This window comes from Nocardioides sp. (assembly GCF_036503465.1).
Classification (GTDB): Bacteria; Actinomycetota; Actinomycetes; order Propionibacteriales; family Nocardioidaceae; genus Nocardioides.
The window spans coordinates 41,720-61,511 of sequence record NZ_DASXWU010000014.1 but is presented as its reverse complement, the minus strand read 5'-3'; the positions used below and the strand labels follow the sequence as shown (position 1 = coordinate 61,511).

The following is a 19,792-nucleotide window of genomic DNA, read 5'->3' as shown; positions in this document are numbered from 1 at the left end:
CGGGCGTACTCATCGCGGTTTGGGAACGGCTTCGTGCCGTTGACCCCGATGACGCTGCTCTCGTCGTCGCCCCAGCCCCGGTTCGAGCCGCCGCCGCCAGAGTTCGACACGTGGACCCAGGTCGCGTACTCGTTGCGTCCGCCCACCTGGAAGCTCGTGGCGAAGTCGTACTCGAGCGCCGCGAGATCGGTCTCGCAGGTGTCGAGGATGGCCCGCGCGGACAGCTCCGCCTCGACATCCCCGTCCGCATATGTCAGGAGGAAGTTCTTGGTCCACCCGGCGATCGGGTTGCCCAGGAAGTAGTCGGTCACGGCGCCCTCCTCGCCCGCGCGCCTTGCATCATGCGCCTACCAGCCGGTCGCGTCACCACGACTCGCTCGCCCGCCGCGCGAAGATGGTGGCGCTCACCGTAGCCGCGACTCCATGTCCCAGGCGGAGGTCATCCGCGATGGCCGAACGACCCGAGACCAGCTACGCCCGGAGCGGCGAGGCTCAGATCGGCTACCAGGTCGTGGGGCAGGGATCCTTCGATCTCGTCCTGCTCGACCAGTGGTTCAGCAACGTCGACGCCCTCTGGGACTTCGCGCCGCTGGCGCGGTTCGTCGAGCGGATGTCGACCTTCGCCCGCGTCATCGTCCTGGACAAGCGCGGGACAGGCATCTCCGATCCGGTCCCGAACGGTGGCAGGCCGACGCTCGAAGCTTGGATGGACGACGTCCGGGCAGTGATGGACGCGGCCGGTTCGGAGCGGGCCGCGTTCGTCTCGGGCCTGGGCGCCTGCTATCTCGGGTTGCTGTTCGCGGCGACCTATCCGGCGCGGACGTCCGCGCTCGTGCTCGTGGACGGCTACGCCCGGCTGACCGGCACGGACGACTACTTCCCCGAGCTCCCGCGTTCCCTCGCGGACGTCGACGTCGAGCCGATTCGCTCCGCCTGGGGTCGTGGCGGCTTTCTCCGGGCGATGGCGCCGGCGGAGTATCGGAATCCGGCGACCCTGCGCAGCTTCGCTCGGTACGAGCGGCTCTCGGCGAGCCCGGCGACGGCGTTTGCCGTCGGCAGCGTCCTGTACGAGAGAGGGCGCGTCCGTCCAGGTGAAGGACCCCGGACTCAACATAGGCCGTCGGGGCCGTCGCTGACGACCCTGACGACAGGTCGGGAAGCGCGGTGCGCAGGGAGTGCGGGAGCCCGGGCGCGTCGACCGCGGCCACCCCGACCGAGCCGCCCGGAAGATCGAGATGGACCAGGCCGCGGGTCGCGTGCAGCACCGGCACCGGGCCGTCGGGAGCGGCCGCGATCCGGGCCGCGACCCGGGTCGGTGCCGCCACCGGGACGACGTCGTCGACTCCTCGGGCGGCGCGGCTGAGAGGGGTCACGGACGCCACGCTAGCGTCCGCCGGAATCCGCTGTCCGAGCGCGGTCTCGCCGCCGTGATCGGCGTTCCTCCACGGGATTCCGGGCGTTTGGGTGTGTGATGTGCCCCACCAACCTGGGTGCTCGGTCCCCAGAACCGGCAGAAGTTCAGTGCATCGAGGAGGATCAGATGTCGACGTTGTTCAGCTGGCGGGAGGTCGATCCGGGTCCCGGACAGCCGGTCGCGCCCGAGGAGCGACTGGCGTGGGGCAAGACGGTGGGCATCGGCGCCCAGCACGTCATGGCGATGTTCGGTGCCACGTTCGTCTTCCCGGCCATCATGGGCCTGAGCCCCAACCTCGCGATCCTGATGAGCGGTATCGCGACGATCTGCTTCCTGCTGATCGTCCAGGGCAAGGTGCCGAGCTACCTCGGCACCTCCGCGTCGTTCGTCGGCGTGGCGACCGCGATCTACGCCCACCCGGGTGCGAAGCCGTCCGACGTGACCGGCGCGATCCTCGTCGCCGGCATCGTGCTGGCGATCGTCGGCCTGATCGTCCACTACGCGGGCGCCCACCTCGTGAACGCCGTGCTGCCGCCGGTCGTGACCGGCGCGGTGGTCATGCTGATCGGCTTCAACCTGGCACCCGTGGCGGCCACGACGTACATGCCGGCCGACCCCTGGATCGCGATCATCACGATGGCCGCCACCATCCTGATGGCGGTCGGTCTGCGTGGGTTCGCCGGCCGGATCGCGGTGTTCCTCGGCCTGGTGGTCGGCTACGTGCTGTCGTGGCTCGCCGACCTGCTGTTCGGCGACATCCACAGCCCGCTCCCGGGTGCGGCCGAGGCGACCGACCACGCGCGCGTCTCGTGGGCCGGCGTCAAGGCGGCCGACTGGTTCGGCTTCCCGCCGCACACCCCGGACAGCCTGACCGGCAACCAGGGGTTCACCGACCAGTCCCACCTGCTCGGCTGGCACGCGCCCTCGTTCTCGTTGACGTTCATCCTGCTGGCGATCCCCGCGGTGATCGCGCTGGTCGCGGAGAACACGGGGCACGTCAAGGCGGTCGCCGAGATGACCCAGCGTGACCTCGACCCGAGCCTCGGCCGGGCGCTCCTCGGCGACGGTGTCGGCACCACCATCGCGTCGGCCGTGGGCGGCTCGCCGACCACGACGTACGCCGAGAACATCGGGGTCATGGCCGCGACCCGCGTCTACTCGACGGCTGCGTACTTCGTGGCCGCGATCGTGGCGATCATCCTCGGCTTCATCCCGAAGTTCGGCCAGGTCGTCGACGCGACGCCGGGCGGTGCGCTGGGCGGGGTGACGTTGGTCCTCTACGGCATGATCGGTCTCCTGGGAGCCAAGATCTGGAAGGAGAACAACGTGGACTTCGCCAAGCCCGTGAACCTCGTCCCGATCGCCGCCGGCATCATCCTCGGCATCGTCGCCGGCAGCTCCCTGAAGATCGCCCACAACTTCACGCTCTCCGGCATCGCGCTCGGCACGGTCGTGGCAGTGGGTGGCTACCACCTGGCCCGCCTGGTCGCCCACGACGAGGACGACGGGGCGCTGATCGTGGCCGGTGGCCCCGATGCGCAGGAGGTCGACCCGACGCCGAGCACGTCGGCCGAGAGCGGACCGCGACACATGTCGGAGCAGCCCCCGGAGCCCGTCGGGGAGTGATGTGAAGCCCGCTTCCTTCGCCTTCGTCCGACCGCAGGGCCTCCAGCACGCGCTGGAGGCCCTTGCGGCGGATCCGGGGGCGAAGGTGCTCGCGGGCGGGCAGAGTCTCGTGCCGCTGCTGTCGATGCGGCTGGCGGCGCCGTCGACCCTGGTCGACATCAACGCGCTGCCGGACCTCGACCACGTGCGCGTCGAGGAGACCGGCGTCCGCGTCGGAGCGCTCGCGCGGCACGCGGACGTGCTCGCCTCGGGCGACGTACGCCGCGTCCAGCCTCTGGTGTCGCTCGCACTGGCCCACGTCGCGCACGCCACCATCCGCAACCGCGGCACGACGGTCGGCTCGATCGTCCACGCCGACGCGGCCGCGGAGATGCCGATGGTGCTCGCGCTGCTCGGTGGTTCGGTGACGGTTTCGTCGACGTCGGGCACCCGCACCATCCCCGCCTCCGACCTGTTCGCCGGGCCGATGGAGTCGACGCTGCACCACGACGAGATCGCGCTCGAGGCGCTCTTCCCGGCGCTGACGTCCGGCGAGGGCGTCGGCTTCGCGGAGGTCGCCCGTCGGCACGGCGACTACGCGCTGGTGGGAGTCGGCGGGGTGGTGCGGACCGAGGGGGAGACGGTCGTCTCGGCGCGACTCGGCTACCTGTCGGTGGCCGACGTGCCGACGGTCGTCGACGTCTCGTCGGCGCTTGCCGGCGGGCTCACCGAGGAAGCGGTGACGGCCGCCGGAGAGCTCGCCCTGGAGCACCTCGAGCCGGCCGACGACCTGCACGCGACGGCGGCCTACCGCAGCCAGCTGGTGCGGGTGCTGACCGCCCGCGTCCTCCGCGCGGCGTACGACGACGCCGTGGCCCGAGGGGGAGCCGATGGGTGAGGACGTCCAGGAGGTCCGGCTGACGGTGAACGGCGTCGTGCACGACCTGCGGGTGCCCGCGCGGCGGCTGCTCTCCGACTCCTTGCGCCACGACCTCGGACTGACCGGCACCCACGTCGGCTGCGAGCACGGCGTGTGCGGCGCGTGCACGGTGCTGGTCGACGGGCGGCCGGTGCGTTCGTGCCTGATGTTCGCGGTCTCGGCGGTCGACAGCGAGATCACCACCGTCGAGGGACTGACCGAGAGGGACGGGTCACCCGAGGGCCGTCTGGGACCGGTCCAGCAGGGTTTCGCCGACTGCCACGGCCTGCAGTGCGGCTTCTGCACCCCGGGGTTCCTGACCACGATCACCGCCGGGCTGCGCGACAATCCCGATCCCACCGAGGACGAGGCGCGGGAGATGATCGCGGGCAACCTGTGCCGCTGCACCGGCTACGCCAACATCGTGGCGTCCGTGCTGCGCGCCGCGCAGATCGCGAGCGAGCGCGCATGACCACGAAGCTGTTCGGCGAGAAGGTCCCGCGGGTGGAGGACCAGCGCTTCCTGCGCGGGAAGGGCCGGTACGTCGACGACGTGCTGGCCGGGCACGACGTCCTGCACGCGGCGGTGCTCCGCTCGCCGCACGCCCACGCGCGGATCGTCGACATCGACGTCTCCGGCGTCCTCGACGTCGAAGGTGTCCACCTGGTCTGGACCCACGACGACCTCGGCGGTCCGCTCGCGCCGCAGATGGCGGAGCCGCTGCCGCTGCTCATCCCGCATCCGCAGCTCACCCACGGGCGCACGCAGTACGCCCTCGCCAAGGACGAGGTCAACCACGTCGGCGAGGCGATCGCCTTCGTGGTGGCCGATGACCGCTACCTCGCCGAGGACGCGGCCGGCCGGATCAAGGTCTCCTACGAGTTCCTTCCCCCGGTGGTCGGGCTCGAGGCGGCGCGGGCCGCGGACCACCTGGTCCACGAGGACGTCCCCGGCAACGTGGCGGCCCGGCTCGAGCAGGAGAACGGCGACGCCCGCGCCGCCATCGCGTCGGCCCCGCACACGCTCAGCCTCGACCTCACCGTCGAGCGCAGCGCCTCGACTCCGCTGGAGGGCCGCGGCACCGTCGCGCGCTGGGATCCCGACACCGGCCGGCTGACCGTCTGGTCCTCGACGCAGACCTCGACCGGGGTCCGGGCGGCGGTGGCGGCCAAGCTCGGGCTGGACCTCGCCCAGGTCGACGTCGTCACGCCCGACGTGGGCGGCGGCTTCGGGGTGAAGATCAACCACCCCTGGCCCGAGGAGCTGCTGGTGCCGCTCGCCGCCCGCACGCTCGGACGGCCGGTGAAGTTCACCGAGGACCGGCGCGAGCACTTCGTCTCCGCGGCCCACGAGCGCGGTCAGCTCCACCACGTGGAGGTCGGCTACGACGACGAGGGACGCATCCTCGGGCTCGACGTGCGCTTCTGGCACGACAACGGCGCCTACACGCCGTACGGCCTGATCGTGCCGATCATCACCTCGACCCAGCTGCTCGGGCCCTACAAGCCCGGCGCCTATCGCGTCGTCTTCGAGAGCCTCTACACGAACACGGTGATGGTCACGCCGTACCGCGGCGCCGGCCGGCCGCAGGGCTGCTACGTCATGGAGCGGACCATGGACGCGATCGCGGCCGCGCTCGGCAAGGACCGCACCGAGGTGCGGGCCGCGAACTTCATCCAGCCCGACGAGTTCCCCTACGACCACGGGCTGGTCTTCCAGGACGGCCGCGAGCTCGAGTACGACTCCGGCGACTACCCGGCCTCCCTCGACAAGCTCAAGGCGCTGGTCGGGTGGGACGACTTCGCGGCGTTCCGGGAGAAGATGGCGCGCGAGGGACGGCGGGTCGGGATCGGCCTGGCCTGCTACGTCGAAGGCACCGGCGTCGGGCCGTACGAGGGTGCCCACGTGCACATCGAGACCTCCGGCAAGGTCAAGGTGGCCACCGGGCTCACCACGCAGGGCCAGGGGCATGCGACGGTGTTCGCGCAGATCACGGCCGACGCGCTCGGGGTGCCGTTCGACCACGTGGAGGTGGTCACCGGCGACACCCGGCGGATGCCGTACGCCGTGGGCACGTTCGCGTCCCGGGCAGCCGTGATGAGCGGGTCCGCCGTACACCTGGCGGCGCTGCGTGCGCGCGAGAAGGTGCTGCGCATCGCCGCCGACGCGCTGGAGGCGTCGGAGGAGGACCTGGAGATCGCCGACGGCGTCGTGTCGGTGCGCGGGACGGACGCCACGATCGACCTCGGCACGGTGGCGGTGCTGTCCAACCCGCTCCGCTACGCCTTCGACGAGGCGTCCAAGGCGGCCACGCAGTTCACCGTCGGCGACCCGGGGAAGCCGCCGGTGGCCGAGGACGACGAGCCAGGACTCGAGGGGCGCGACTTCTACAGCCCGGAGCGGTCGACGTTCGCGAGCGGCATGCACGCCGTGATCGTCGAGACCGACCCCGACACCGCCGAGATCAGGATCCTGAAGTACGCCGTCGTCCACGACTGTGGCCGGCTGATCAACCCGATGATCGTCGAGGGCCAGATCCACGGCGGCGTCGCGCAGGGCGTGGGCGGGGCGTTGCTGGAGCGGATGGCGTACGACGAGTCCGGCCAGCTGGTCAACGCGTCGTTCATGGACTTCCTGATGCCCTACGTGACCGAGGTGCCAGAGCACATCGACATCGACCACCTGGAGACCCCGTCGCCCTTGAACCCGCTGGGGATCAAGGGCGCCGGCGAGGCGGGGGTCATCCCGTCGGCGGCGGTGTTCGCCTCTGCGATCGAGGACGCGGAGGCGCCGTACCACGACGGGCTCGTGGTCACCGCGATGCCGATCTCGCCGTCCGAGCTGTTCGCGCTACGGCAGAGTCATCCCGCACCGGCAGCGAAGCCGCGGCGGAGCCGCGCGGCCAGGAAGAGCACGTCGGGCCGGTCGCGCACGTCGAGCAAGGAGACCTCATGAGGATCAGCGGCCACCAGACCATCCCCTTCCCGGTCGAGAAGGTCTGGGACGCCCTGCTCGACCCCGCCGTCCTGGTCCGCACGATCCCGGGCTGCGAACGGCTCGAGACGACCGCCGAGCACACCTACGCGATGAGCGTCACCGCCGGCGTCGCCGCGATCCGAGGCACCTACGACGGCACCTGCGCGCTGTCCGACCTGAAGCCGCACGACTCGCTGGTGATGAGACTCCAGGGAGCCGGCGCGCCCGGGACGATCGACGCCTCCGTGAACGTCGCGTTCGCGTCGGACGGGGACGGCGCGACCACGGTGTCGTACGACGCCGACGCCATCGTCGGGGGCATGGTCGGCGGTGTGGGGCAGCGCATGCTCGGGTCGGTGTCCAACCGGATGGCCCGCGAGTTCTTCGACAACGTCGCCTCCGCGCTGGGTGGTGCATCCGTCGCGGCACCGGTGGTGGGGCAGGCCGCCGAAGCCCGGGGCCATGAGGTCGGCCAGGTCTTCACCGCGCCGCCCCGGCCCCCGGCGTCGCAGCAGGACTTCCTGGCCGGCATCGCCGTCGGCGCCGGGCTCGTGCTGCTCGGTGTCGTCGCCGGCCGCCTCCTCGGGCGGCGGCAGTGAGACGCGGGCGGCGCGAATTCCCCGCTCAGGCGGGGAATTCTGCACTTGGCGGAGGAGATTTCCCCCAACAAGTGTCGAGTTACCCGCTCAGGCGGGGAATTCGCCGATGACCCAACTGACCGTCGAGTCCACGGCTCGCGAGATGGCGGCGGCGGTACGACGTCGGGAGATCTCCGCCCGCGAGCTGCTCGAGCTGCACCTGGCGCGCATCGCCGAGCGCAACCCGCAGCTCAACGCGATCGTCTCGCTGGACGAGGAGCGAGCGCGCGCCGGCGCGGCGGCCGCCGACGAGTCCACGGCCCGAGGGAAGACGCTCGGCCCCCTCCACGGGCTTCCGTTCGCGTTCAAGGACACCCACGACGTCGCAGGCTGGCGTACGACGTACGGCTCGCCGCTCTTCTCCGACCACGTTCCCGAGGCCGACGAGCTCATCGTCGAGCGCATCCGCGCCGCCGGGGTGGTGATCATCGGCAAGACCAACGTCCCGGAGTTCGCCGCCGGGTCGCACACCTTCAACACGATCTTCGGCACGACCCTCAACCCGGTCGACCCGACGCGGTCCGCGGGTGGCTCCAGCGGCGGCGCGACCTGCGCGCTGCGGGCGGGGATGGTGCCGCTCGCCGACGGCTCGGACATGGGCGGCTCCCTGCGCAACCCCGCGTCGTTCTGCGGGGTCGTCGGGCTGCGGCCGTCGCTGGGGCGCGTGCCCTCCTGGCCCGACGCGAACTTCTGGGAGACGACCGACACCAGCGGCCCGCTCGCCCGCAACGTCGACGACCTCGCCCTGCTGCTCTCCGTGATCGCCGGACCGGACGTCCGCGTGCCCACGGCGCTTGCCGACCCCGGTGTCGACTTCGCGACGCCGCCGGAGGTCGCCCTCGACGGGCTGCGAGTGGCGCTGAGTCCCGACCTCGGCGGCCTGCTCGAGGTCGACACGGAGGTACGCCGAGTGGTGGAGGAGACCGGTACCGCACTGGCCGGAGCCGGGGCCCGGGTCGAGCCGGACCAGCCCGACCTGGACATCGCCGACGACACGTTCCGCACCCTGCGCGCGTGGCTGTTCCAGGCCGACTTCGGCGCGCTGCTCGCGGCGCATCCGGACTCCTTCAAGCCGTCGCTCGCCGACAACATCCGGGCCGGCGGGAGGCTGACCGGCGCCGACGTCGCCCGTGCCTACGAGCAGCGGTCGACACTGTCCGAGCGGATGCGGCGCTTCTTCGGGGCGTACGACGTGCTGGTCCTGCCGACGTCGCAGGTGCCGCCGTTCCCGGTCGACCAGGAGTACCCCGAGGACATCAACGGCCGCCCGATGGCGACGTACCTGGACTGGATGCGATCGGCGTACCTGATCACCGCGACCGGCTGTCCCGCGATCTCGGTGCCCGCCGGCCACACCCGCGACGGGCTCCCGGTCGGCGTTCAGATCGTCGCGCCGTTCGGTGCTGACGCGCGGCTGCTCGGCGTCGCGCGTTCCGTGGAGCGGCTCGGCCTGACCGGATAGGGGCACACCATCCACAGCCGGATTCCCAGATCTGTGGAGATCACGGGGCGGATCTGTGGACGAGTGGCCGGATCTTTGTGGAGGACCCGCCGGAACTCGAAGTATGTGAAAGAAATGTCCCGAAACCCCTTGTGGCGCTGGGCACGCGGGCCGTAGAACTTCTCCCACGCACTCCCTCCGGGGAGAGCGGGATCGGTCGGAGACGAAGATCCGAACAGTGCCTCGAGGGCTTGCCCGAGAGGGGCTGCGGCGGCCAGGTGACGGGGTCGCTGGGATCGGAGGAGCCAGCTGGATCGACCGGGAGCGTCACCAGTACCGGTCACCTGGTGTTCCGAAGGGCCACGGACTTGTGCCGGGGCAGGACGGATCACCGCCGAAGGGCCCTTGTAGCTCATACCTATGAGGGCCCTTCATCTATTTCCGAGCCCTCTCGAAACCCAGTCGCGTTCATGACTCGGTCTCCTCGACCAGCGAGCCTCCACTGGTCTGGACCACACCTCAACAGGTCGGCGCCGAACTTGTGGACATCTGGGGAGAACTTGTGGACGGACGCGGGACAGCCTGTGGAGCAAGCTGAGGAAATCGGTTTCCGGCGAAATCCTCGGCCCGAACCCCTTGTGGCGTGGGGGTTGCGGGCCGTAGAACTTCTCCCACGCACTCCCTCCGGGGAGAGCGGGATCGGTCGGAGACGACGTTCCGTGCCACCACCGCCCGGCTTGCCGGGAGGAGGTGGCGGTGGCCGGGTGATGAGGCCGCCGGGATCGCCAGGAGCCGACCGGCTCGACCGGGAGCGTCACCAGTACCGGTCACCAGGTGTTCTGGAGGACCACGGCCTCGTGCCGAGGACCCCCGGACCACCGACCCGAAGGGCCCTTGTCGCTCATACCGACAGGGGCCCTTCAACTATTTCGGTCGCCGGGCACCGAGGCGCCGGGCGATGCTGTGCGTCGCACCCCTCACGAACAGGAGCATGCATGCCCGACGGATCCCAGGCGACCCCCGAGGAACGAGCCGCCCTGCTCGCGGCGTACGACGCCCAGCTGCGCGGCGTCTCCGAGGTCCAAGGGGGGTTGAGCTGGGACCGGTCCGGACCGCTGTGGCGGGCGCTCGTCAACCGCGGCGGGTTCGTCAGCTACGAGTCCCTCGAGAGCCTGGGCACCCTCGACGCGGTCGATGCGCTGATCGCCGAGACCGTGGCGTTCTATGCCGCCCGTCCGGAGGTCGAGGAGTTCGAGTGGAAGACCCGCGGCCACGACTGGCCGCCGGACCTCGACCAGCGGCTCCGCGCCCACGGCCTGCAGCCCGACGAGGTGGAGACCGTGATGATCGGCGAGGCGCGCCACCTCGCGGTCGACGTCGAGCTCCCGGAGGGCGTGACGGTACGCCGCGTCGACCAGCTGCCCGAGCGCGAGGCGCTGGTCGTCGAGGCCAGCGAGGTCGCGGCGCGGATCTTCGGCGGCGGGCCGTCCGGGGAGGAGATGCTCGACCGGCTCGACCGGATGCACGGCCTCGAGCAGTTCTGGGTCGCCGAGGCCTCCACGCACGAGGGCAGCCGGGTCGTCTGCTCGGGCCGGCTGGCCCGGGTCGAGGGGACCGAGTTCGCCGGCATCTGGGGCGGCTCGACCCTGCCGGAGTGGCGCGGCAAGGGCATCTACCGGGCGCTGACCGCGGCTCGAGCGAGGGCGGCGCTCGCCGAGGGCGTCCGCTACATCAACAGCGACTGCACGGTCATGTCCCGGCCGATCCTGGAGCGCTCGGGCCTGGTCGCGGTGACCACCACGACGCCGTACGTCTGGCGCCGCTCCTGACGCCGCCGCCGAGCTCGTCCTCGGGTGCGGCAAGATGAACGCGTGCTCTACGGCCTCCTCCACGCGGTCGTGCCGCCGCTGGCCAAGGCGTTGTGGCGGCCGAACGTCACCGGGCTCGAGCACGTGCCGTCGACCGGTCCGGTGATCCTGGCCAGCAACCACCTCAGCTTCGCCGACAGCGTCGTGATCCCGATCGTGGTCCCGCGGCCGGTCAACTTCCTGGCCAAGGCCGAGTACTTCGAGCGACCCGGCGTCCGCGGCCGGCTCGCGAAGGCGTGGTACGAGTCGCTCGGTGCCCTACCGGTCGACCGCGACGACTCCCGGGCCGCGCTGGCCAGCCTCGACACGGCGTTGTCGGTGCTGGCCGAGGGGGGCGCGTTCGGGATCTACCCCGAGGGCACCCGTTCCCGCGACGGCCGTCTCTACCGCGGGCGCACCGGCGTCGCCCAGCTGGCTCTCACCTCCGGTGCGCCGATCGTCCCGGTCGGGTTGGTCGACACCGACCGGCTCCAGCCCGTCGGCTCCACCCGACCGCGGCTGGTGCGGATCACGGTCACGTTCGGCGAGCCGATCGACGTCCGCAGTCGGTACGACGGCGTACCTCCCGGCCGCGCCCGTCGCGAGATCACCGACGAGGTGATGGCGGTGATCGCCAAGCTGACCGGTCAGGAGGAGGCCGGCGTCTACAACGACCGGGCGCCGGACGCCTGAGCCGTCGGCCCGGGCGCCCGCCTGCTTGAATCAGCGCATGGCCGGGCGTCGGATCAGGGTGGGGATCGACACCGGGGGCACGTTCACCGACGTGGTCGCGCTGGACGAGGACACCGGCCAGCTGGTCACCACCAAGGCGCCGTCCACGCCGGCCAACCCCGCCGACGGGTTCCTGGCCGGCATCGACAAGGTGCTGGACCTGCTCGACGACGCGGGTGGAGACGAGATCTCGGCGGTCAGCCACGGCACCACCGTCGCGACCAACCAGCTGCTCGAGGGCAAGGTCGACAGGCTCGGGTTCATCACGACCGAGGGGTACGACGCGATGCTCGAGATCGCGCGGCAGTCGGTGCCCGACGGCTACGGCAACTCCTACTTCTGGGTCAAGCCGCCGCGGATCGTGCCGCGTGACCTGGTGCGCTCGGTCGGCGGCCGCCTCGACTTCACCGGCGCCGAGGTGCGGCCCTTCGACGAGGAGGGGGCGCGCGCAGTCGCGCGGTGGTTCCGCGACCGAGGTGTCGACACCCTCGGCGTCTGCTTCCTGCACGCCTACGCCGACCCGGTCCACGAGGAGCGGATGCGCCAGATCCTGGCCCAGGAGCATCCCGACGCCGTCGTCAGCATCAGCAGCGAGGTGCTGCGGGAGTACCGCGAGTACGAGCGGGCGATGACCACCCTCGTCGACGCGGCGGTCAAGCCCCGGCTCTCGGCGTACGTGTCGAACATCAGCACTCGGTTGTCGGCGTACGCCGGCGATCGCCGGGTTCCGTTCTATGTGATGAAGTCCAACGGTGGCGTGCTCAGCGCCGACGAGGTCGTCCACCAGCCGATCACCACCGTGCTCAGCGGTCCCGCCGCGGGTGCGCTGGGGGCGGCCCTGATCGCACGAGTGGCGGGCTTCGACCGGGTGCTCACCTGCGACGGCGGTGGTACGTCCACCGACGTGTCGGTGGTCGTGGACGGTGAGCCGACGCTGACCACCGAGGGTTCGGTCGGGGCGTTCCCCAGCAAGATCCCGATGATCGACGTGGTGACCGTCGGCGCCGGCGGCGGGTCGATCGCCTGGCTCTCGCCCGAGGGCGCCCTCAAGGTGGGCCCGCAGTCGGCAGGTGCCGACCCAGGCCCGCTGTGCTACGCCCAGGGCGGCGCCGACGTCACGATCACCGACGCCCACGTCGTGCTCGGGCGGATCCCGCCGCACCTGCTGGGTGGCGAGATCCCGCTGGACGTGGACGCAGCGCGACGCGGGCTCGAGGACCTGGCCGCGAAGCTGGGGCTCTCGGCCGAGGCGGCGGCGGTGGGCGTGCTGGAGATTTCCGCGTGGAACCAGGCGAACGCGCTGCGCCAGGTCACGGTCAAGCGCGGCCTCGACGTCCGTGACTTCACGCTCACCACGTTCGGCGGCTCGGGGTCCCTGCTGCTGTGCCGGCTGATGGACGTCCTGGGCATCCCGACCGTGCTGGTGCCCCCGGACCCCGGCAACGTCTCGGCGTTCGGGTTGCTGACGGTCGACGTGAAGAACGACTACGTGCAGACCCAGGTCGCGCTCGACAGCGACCTCGACGTCGTCGCCCTGCACACGGCGTACGACGGGCTGACGGTGCGGGCCCGCGACGCGCTGCTGCGGGAGGGCTTCGCGGAGTCCGACCACGTCTTCGCGCGCACCGCCGACCTGCGTTACTTCGGCCAGGCCTTCGAGGTGCGGGTGCCGGTGCCCGAGGGGGACCTCGACCGGGCGGCGCTCGACGGCGTCGTCGCGGCGTTCCACGCCGAGCACCGGGGGCTCTACGGCTACGACTTCGCCGGCGACCCGAGCCAGCCGGTCGAGTGGGTGAACCTGCGGGTCTCCGGCATCGGCCCGATCACCCGTCCCGAGCGAGGACGCCTCGCCCCGGCTGCGCGGGGGGGAGCGACCGGAGCGAGAGGCGAAGCGAGCTCGCACGCGAGGCCGACCCGCCCGGTCTGCTTCGACGCGAACGCGGGGTACGTCGACATCCCGGTCCGCTGGCGTCCCGACCTGGCACCCGGGACGACCGTCGAGGGACCGGCGATCATCGAGGAGTACGGCTCGACCGTGCCGGTCCATCCCGGCTTCGCCGCCACCGTCGACGACTTCGGCAACCTGCTGGTACGTCGTACCGGCGAGACCGACGAGGTGGGCTCGTGAGCCGGCGCGTCTCCACGGCGTTCCCCTACGGCCACGTGACGCCGGATGCGGGTGCCGGCGCCGACCCGGTGCTGGTCGAGATCGTCCAGGGCTCGCTGGCCAGCGTGGAGGCGGAGGTCGAGACCGCGATCGCGCGCACCAGTCGCAGCCCGATGATCCGGGACGCCCACGACTTCCGGGCCGGCATCCACGACCGGCTGCTGCGCAAGCTGACCGGCCGCTCCTACTCGGCCCTCGTGCACCCGGTCGCCCGCGACTTCCCGATCGAGGAGATGCGAGAAGGCGACGTGTTCTTCCACAACGACGTCTACCGCTCCGAGGGCGGGATCGGGCACCTCCCCGACCTCTGCGTGACCGTGCCGGTCTTCGCCCGCGGCGCTGTCGGGAGGTCCACGGGGGGCGGAGCCCCCCGAGTGGTGGCGTTCGTGCAGGCCTTCGGCCACCACGACGACATCGGCGGCGCCGTACCCGGATCGATGCCGAGCTCCGCGACCACGGTCTTCACCGAGGGCCTGATGGTGCCGCCGATCCGGCTGTGGGACGCCGGCGTCCCGAACCGCGCGGCGCTGTCGATCATGACCCGCAACTCCCGGATGCCCGAGTCGCTGGCCGCCGACCTCGACGCCGAGTGCTCGGCGTGCCTGATGGGCGCGGGCCGGCTCGGCGAGCTCTTCGAGCGGTACGGCGTGGCCGAGGTCGAGGCCTGCTTCGACGCGATCCTGGAGCGGACGACGCAGACCTACCGCCGGGAGATCCTGGCCAAGATCCCGGTCGGCTCCTGGGTGTGGGAGGACTACGCCGAGCACGACGGTGTCGACGAGCCGCGGCTGCACACGCAACGGATCACGCTGACCCGCACCGGCCCCGACGATCCCGACGGCGAGCGGCTGGTCCTCGACTTCGACGGCACCAGCCCGCAGGCCAAGGGCCCGATCAACCACTGCGGCGACTACAGCGACGGCGTCTTCCTCAAGAAGTGGCTCGCCCCGATCCTGCGCAACCTCGCCGACACCCCGGAGCGGATGGCCGAGCTGGACGTCAACGAGGGCGTCGTACCCCTGATCGAGATGCGGTTCCCCGAGCCCGGGACCCTCCTGACCCCGGTGTTCCCGGCGCCGACCAACGCTCGCACGTTCGTCATCCTCCGACTCCTCGGCGTGCTCGCCGGCGTCCTTGCCAAGGCCGTCGACGGTCGGATGCCCGCCGACCAGGAGACCATCCGCTACACCGGCGTGTACGGCGAGGACCGCGAGGGCCGGCCGTACCTGATGCGCGAGGTGCTCGGTGGCGGCTCGGGCGGGCGCTACTACGCCGACGGCGAGGACACCATCCACGTGGTGCCCGACTCCCGGAACCTGCCGACGGAGTTCACCGAGGCCCGCTTCCCGTTCCGGGTCGAGGCGCTCTCGCTGGCGACGGACAGCGGGGGAGCCGGGCGGTTCCGCGGCGGCCTGGGCTACGAGAAGCACATCCGGATGCTCGAGGACGCCCACTTCATGTCGATCGCCGATCGGTCGATCCTGTCCTGCTGGGGCGTGAACGGCGGCCGGGCCGGGCGGCCGTTCCAGGTGACGATCGATCCCGGAGGCCCGCACGAGCGCGAGGTGGACGCGCTGGCCGACGCCGAGCCGGTGCGGGCCGGCGAGGTGATCCGGATCCGCACGACCGGCGGTGGTGGCTGGGGCGACCCGCTCGAGCGCGACCCCGACCTGGTGGTCCGCGACGTGGTGTGGCGCAAGGTCTCGCCGGAGGCCGCGCTGGCCGACTACGGCGTCGTGCTCACGGGGTCGCCGGACGCGGACGACCTGGCGTACGACGCGGACGCCACGGTCGCCGAGCGCGAACGGCATGCCGGCAACAGGCCGGCCCTGCCGGAGACGCCGTTCTTCGACCGCGGCCCCGGGTACGCCCGCCTCGCCGGTGGCGCGCCGTACGCCGACGTGGACGTGCGCGACTGACGGTGCGCGGGACTCGACCTCGGATGGGTGAGATGCCGGGACCCCCCGGTACCCGGCATCTCGCGGGTGGCCGGTCATCACCACGGGCACCCGCGCAGGCAGCGTAGGCGGTTCTCCATCACTTATCGTGCAGGTCGGTTGTGTGATGGACCGATCCGCGTTGTCATGTCCTCGTCCACGACATCGGCCGCGCATCGGGAGGAGGGCACCGGACCATGGGCGATCTCGGGTTCGCCGGAGCGTTCGCCGAGGCCGTGTCCCGGCGCGCAGTGAGCCTGGCGTGGCTCCACCAGCGCCTGGTCGAGCGCGGACATCCGGTGAGCCCGGCCGCACTCAGCTACTGGCGCTCCGGTCGCAGCCAGCCGGAGCGGGGCACGTCGCGGGACGCGCTGGTGGAGATCGAGCGACTGCTGCGCGTGGCTCCGGGGACCCTGGTGTCCCGGCTCGGCCCGTCACGTCGCCCCGGACCGCGTCCGGCCGAGCGGACCCTGCGCGAGCTGTTCGCCGAGCACCCCGGCATCGAACAGGCCCTGGAGGACCTGGGCTTCGAGGGCCTGTACGACGAGCTGGTCGAGCAGGTGCGGCACCTCAGCGTCGACGTCGGCGCCGACGGACGGGTGCGGGAGTACCGGGTGCGCGCGGTGATGCAGGCGCGGCGCGACGGCGCACGGCGTACCCCGCTGATCCTCACCACCGACGGCCGCGGACGGGTGCCCCGCTTCGTCCCGGTCGCGGGGTGCACGATCGGCCGTGTGACGACCGACCACGCAACCCGTGTCTACGCCACCGAGCTGGTGCTCGACCGACCGCTCGCCAAGGGCGAGCTGCACCCCTACGAGCTGACCATCGAGCTCGCCGACGCCGCGGACGAGACCTGGCTCGACCACTACGCGGCGCGGCGGCTGAACGAGCTGTTGGTGTGGGTGCGCTTCGACCCCGGGCACGTGCCGGGACACGTCGAGCGCTACGCCATCCTGGGCGACGAGGAGGAGACCGAGAAGCTCGATCTCGGCGGAGGCTCGAGCGCGCACGCCCTGGCGCGCGGTTTCGGGCCGGGGATCCTCGGCATCCGCTGGGAGTGGTGACTCAGGCCGGGACGCCCGCCTCCCGGGTTTTCCGCGCGGCGGCCACTACGGTCGGCCTGTGCGAGTGATGCTGGCGCTGGGCGGGAACGCGATGACGAGCGCCGATGGCCGGGCCCGCCCGGAGGACCAGATCGCGGCGGCCGAGGTGGCGATGGACGCCGTCGCCGAGCTGATCTCGCACGACGTCGAGGTCGTGATCACGCACGGCAACGGGCCGCAGGTCGGCAACCTGTTGGTCAAGAACGAGCTGGCGGCGGGCGTCGTACCGCCGGTGCCGTTGGACTGGTGCGGCGCGCAGACGCAGGCGACCCTCGGCTTCGTCCTGATGGATGCGCTGGACGCCGCCCTGGTCGCGCGAGGCATCCAGAAGCGCAGCGCGGCGCTGGTGACCCGCGCCCTGGTCGACCCCGGCGACCCGGGCTTCGTGAAGCCGACCAAGCCGATCGGCCGGTTCCTGCCGGCCGAGGAGGCGCGGGTGCTGGTCGATCACGGCGAGGTCTGGGAGGACCGCGGGGAGAAGGGCTGGCGCCGGGTCGTGGCCTCGCCCGAGCCGCTGGACATCCTCGACGCGTCGGCCGTCCTCGAGCTGATCCGGGCGGGGTTCGTGGTGGTGGCGAACGGCGGCGGCGGGATCCCCGTCGTACGCCGTGACGACGGGTCGCTGTCCGGGGTCGAGGCGGTCATCGACAAGGACCTCGGGGCGGCGCTGCTCGGTGTCCTGGTCGGTGCCGACGTGCTGGTGGTGGCGACCGACGTACCCCAGGCCGTGCTGCGGTTCGGGACCCCGGAGGCCGAGCCGATCGGGAGGGTCACGCTGTCGCAGATGCAGGCCTACGCCGAGGAGGGGCACTTCGCGAGCGGGTCGATGGGGCCGAAGGTGGACGCGGTGTGCCGGTTCGTGCAGGGGACCGACCTGCCCGGCGTGATCACGAGCCTCGATCGGATCGTGGACGCGGTCACCGACGTCGGGTACACCGGGACGGTCGTCGTACCGGACTGACCGCTGGTGGTCGAGCGAAGTCGAGACCTGCAAGGATCGCGCCATGTCGCCGTCTGCCATCGAAGTGCGCAAGGTCCCGATCCACTCCGTCTCGGACGCCTCCGAGCTGACCAAGCTCGTCGACGACGGGATCCTCCGGGCCGACCGGGTGATCGCGATCATCGGCAAGACCGAGGGCAACGGCGGGGTCAACGACTACACCCGGATCATCGCCGACCGCGCCTTCCGCGAGGCTCTCGTGGCGAAGGGCGCGGACCCGGAGGCGGTCAGGGAGATCCCGATCGTGTGGTCGGGCGGCACGGACGGCGTGATCAGCCCGCACGCGACGATCTTCGCGACCCTGCCCGACGCCGAGGTCGAGGCGACGGAAGAGCCGCGGCTGACGGTCGGGTTCGCGATGAGCGAGCCGCTGCTGCCCGAGGAGATCGGGCGTCGGGGGATGATCGAGAAGGTCGCGGCCGCGGTGAAGGTCGCCATGGAGCGGGCGGGGATCACCGACCCCTCCGACGTCCACTACGTGCAGACCAAGACGCCGCTGCTGACCATCGACACGATCCGTGACGCCAAGAGCCGCGGCCACGACGTGTTCACCGAGGACACGCTGACGTCGATGGACGTCTCCAACGGCGGCACGGCGCTCGGCATCGCGGTCGCGCTCGGCGAGATCGAGATGCCCGCCGACTCCGACGTACTCCACGACCGGACGCTGTACTCGTCGGTGGCGTCGTGCTCCTCCGGGGTCGAGCTGGACCGGGCGCAGGTGGTCGTCGTCGGCAACGCGCCCGGGATCGGCGGGCGCTACCGGATCGGCCACTCGGTGATGAAGGACGCCCTCGACTCCGACGGCATCTGGGACGCCATCCGGTCCGCGGGCCTCGACGTTCCCGAACGCCCGCGCACCGAGGACCTCGACGGCCGGCTGGTCAACGTGTTCCTCAAGTGCGAGGCCTCTCAGGACGGCCACGTCCGCGGGCGCCGCAACGCGATGCTCGACGACTCCGACGTGCACTGGCACCGCCAGATCAAGGCCGCCGTCGGCGGCGTCACCGCCGCCGTCACCGGCGACCCCGCCGTCTTCGTCTCCGTCTCCGCCGCCCACCAGGGCCCCGACGGCGGCGGCCCGGTCGCCGCCATCGTGGACCTGGGCTGAGGGTTTCGCAGGGATACCCGGTGGGCCGGGGATCCCTGCAGCAGGCGCCCCCAACCGCGGCAACGGCCGGAGGCGGCATCCGTGACAATGGACCCATGAGTGAGTCGCGGCCGGTGCACACCTGGCTGACCGACATGGACGGCGTGCTGGTGCACGAGGAGGACCCGATCCCCGGGGCGGCGGAGTTCATCGAGGCCCTGAAGGGCAGCGGGGTCACGTACCTGCTGATCACCAACAACTCGATCTTCACCCGGCGCGACCTGCGGGCCCGGCTGCTGGGCAGCGGGATCGACGTACCGGAGGACCGGATCTTCACCTCGGCCCTCGCCACCGCCGACTTCCTCGACGAGCAGCGCCCGGGCGGCTCGGCGTACGTCGTGGGGGAGAGCGGGCTGATCACCGCCATGCACGACATCGGCTATGTGATGACCGACCGCAACCCCGACTACGTCGTCCTCGGCGAGACCCGCACCTACTCGTTCGAGGCGATCACCCGGGCCATCCGGCTGATCGAGAACGGCGCCCGCTTCATCGCCACCAACCCCGACGTGAGCGGTCCGAGCCACCAGGGCACCCTTCCGGCCACCGGCAGCGTCGCCGCCCTGATCAGCACCGCCACCGGCCGCAAGCCCTACTTCGTCGGCAAGCCCAACCCGCTGATGATGCGCAGCGCCCTGAACCGCATCCAGGCGCACTCCGAGACCACCGTGATGGTCGGCGACCGGATGGACACCGACATCGTCAGCGGCCTCGAGGCCGGCCTGCGCACGATCCTCGTCGGGACCGGCTCGACCCGTCCCGACGAGGTGCCGCGCTTCCCCTACAAGCCGAGCAAGGTCGTCGACTCGATCGCCGACCTGGTGCCCCTCGTGGCCGAGCTCTCCGGCGAGCAGCGCTGA

At 71.6% G+C, this 19,792-nt stretch carries 16 protein-coding genes; 15 read left to right on the top strand and 1 reads right to left on the bottom strand.

What is annotated here, in order from left to right; translation table 11 throughout:
- Nucleotides 1–311: hypothetical protein (locus VGK78_RS01815; RefSeq protein ID WP_331525563.1), on the bottom strand; the 311-nt coding region annotated here is incomplete at its 3' end.
- A 137-nt stretch (nucleotides 312–448) separates the two neighbouring features.
- On the opposite strand from VGK78_RS01815, the gene VGK78_RS01810 reads away from it, so the two are divergent.
- The 15 genes from VGK78_RS01810 (at nucleotide 449) to VGK78_RS01740 (ending at nucleotide 19,792) form a co-directional block, all read left to right on the top strand.
- The gene (locus tag VGK78_RS01810; RefSeq protein ID WP_331525561.1) at nucleotides 449–1,363 is read left to right on the top strand and encodes an alpha/beta hydrolase; all 915 of its coding nucleotides are present in this window, start codon (nucleotides 449–451) and stop codon (nucleotides 1,361–1,363) included.
- A 177-nt stretch (nucleotides 1,364–1,540) separates the two neighbouring features.
- Nucleotides 1,541–3,040 carry a uracil-xanthine permease family protein gene (locus VGK78_RS01805; RefSeq protein WP_331525560.1) on the top strand — a complete coding sequence of 500 codons (1,500 nt, stop codon included), beginning with the start codon at nucleotides 1,541–1,543 and terminating at the stop codon, nucleotides 3,038–3,040.
- Between the two features lies 1 nt (nucleotide 3,041).
- Nucleotides 3,042–3,917 (top strand): FAD binding domain-containing protein, encoded by an 876-nt coding sequence (locus VGK78_RS01800; RefSeq protein WP_331525559.1) that lies wholly within the window; start codon nucleotides 3,042–3,044, stop codon nucleotides 3,915–3,917.
- On the top strand, nucleotides 3,910–4,410 hold the full coding sequence (locus tag VGK78_RS01795) for a (2Fe-2S)-binding protein (RefSeq protein WP_331525558.1): 501 nt from the start codon (nucleotides 3,910–3,912) through the stop codon (nucleotides 4,408–4,410). Before VGK78_RS01800 ends, VGK78_RS01795 begins: the two co-directional genes overlap by 8 nt.
- Complete coding sequence (gene cutA / locus VGK78_RS01790) at nucleotides 4,407–6,893, top strand: aerobic carbon-monoxide dehydrogenase large subunit (protein ID WP_331525557.1); 2,487 nt, start codon at nucleotides 4,407–4,409, stop codon at nucleotides 6,891–6,893. Before VGK78_RS01795 ends, cutA begins: the two co-directional genes overlap by 4 nt.
- Nucleotides 6,890–7,513 carry a carbon monoxide dehydrogenase subunit G gene (locus VGK78_RS01785; protein ID WP_331525556.1) on the top strand — a complete coding sequence of 208 codons (624 nt, stop codon included), beginning with the start codon at nucleotides 6,890–6,892 and terminating at the stop codon, nucleotides 7,511–7,513. Before cutA ends, VGK78_RS01785 begins: the two co-directional genes overlap by 4 nt.
- Nucleotides 7,514–7,619: 106 nt before the next feature.
- On the top strand, nucleotides 7,620–9,014 hold the full coding sequence (locus VGK78_RS01780; protein WP_331525555.1) for an amidase: 1,395 nt from the start codon (nucleotides 7,620–7,622) through the stop codon (nucleotides 9,012–9,014).
- Nucleotides 9,015–9,988: 974 nt separating this feature from the next.
- Nucleotides 9,989–10,822 carry a GNAT family N-acetyltransferase gene (locus tag VGK78_RS01775; protein ID WP_331525554.1) on the top strand — a complete coding sequence of 278 codons (834 nt, stop codon included), beginning with the start codon at nucleotides 9,989–9,991 and terminating at the stop codon, nucleotides 10,820–10,822.
- A 42-nt stretch (nucleotides 10,823–10,864) separates the two neighbouring features.
- Nucleotides 10,865–11,533 carry a lysophospholipid acyltransferase family protein gene (locus VGK78_RS01770; protein WP_331525553.1) on the top strand — a complete coding sequence of 223 codons (669 nt, stop codon included), beginning with the start codon at nucleotides 10,865–10,867 and terminating at the stop codon, nucleotides 11,531–11,533.
- Between the two features lie 37 nt (nucleotides 11,534–11,570).
- Nucleotides 11,571–13,700, top strand: a complete 2,130-nt coding sequence (locus VGK78_RS01765; RefSeq protein WP_331525552.1) for a hydantoinase/oxoprolinase family protein — start codon at nucleotides 11,571–11,573, stop codon at nucleotides 13,698–13,700.
- A complete protein-coding gene (locus tag VGK78_RS01760; RefSeq protein WP_331525550.1) occupies nucleotides 13,697–15,658 on the top strand; it encodes a hydantoinase B/oxoprolinase family protein in 1,962 nt (653 codons plus the stop codon). Before VGK78_RS01765 ends, VGK78_RS01760 begins: the two co-directional genes overlap by 4 nt.
- 215 nt (nucleotides 15,659–15,873) lie before the next feature.
- Complete coding sequence (locus tag VGK78_RS01755; RefSeq protein ID WP_331525549.1) at nucleotides 15,874–16,743, top strand: hypothetical protein; 870 nt, start codon at nucleotides 15,874–15,876, stop codon at nucleotides 16,741–16,743.
- A 67-nt stretch (nucleotides 16,744–16,810) separates the two neighbouring features.
- Nucleotides 16,811–17,743, top strand: coding sequence for a carbamate kinase (locus tag VGK78_RS01750; RefSeq protein WP_331525566.1), 933 nt, complete (start codon nucleotides 16,811–16,813; stop codon nucleotides 17,741–17,743).
- A gap of 43 nt (nucleotides 17,744–17,786) precedes the next feature.
- Complete coding sequence (locus tag VGK78_RS01745) at nucleotides 17,787–18,893, top strand: ring-opening amidohydrolase (protein ID WP_331525548.1); 1,107 nt, start codon at nucleotides 17,787–17,789, stop codon at nucleotides 18,891–18,893.
- 95 nt (nucleotides 18,894–18,988) lie between these two features.
- On the top strand, nucleotides 18,989–19,792 hold the full coding sequence (locus VGK78_RS01740) for an HAD-IIA family hydrolase (RefSeq protein WP_331525546.1): 804 nt from the start codon (nucleotides 18,989–18,991) through the stop codon (nucleotides 19,790–19,792).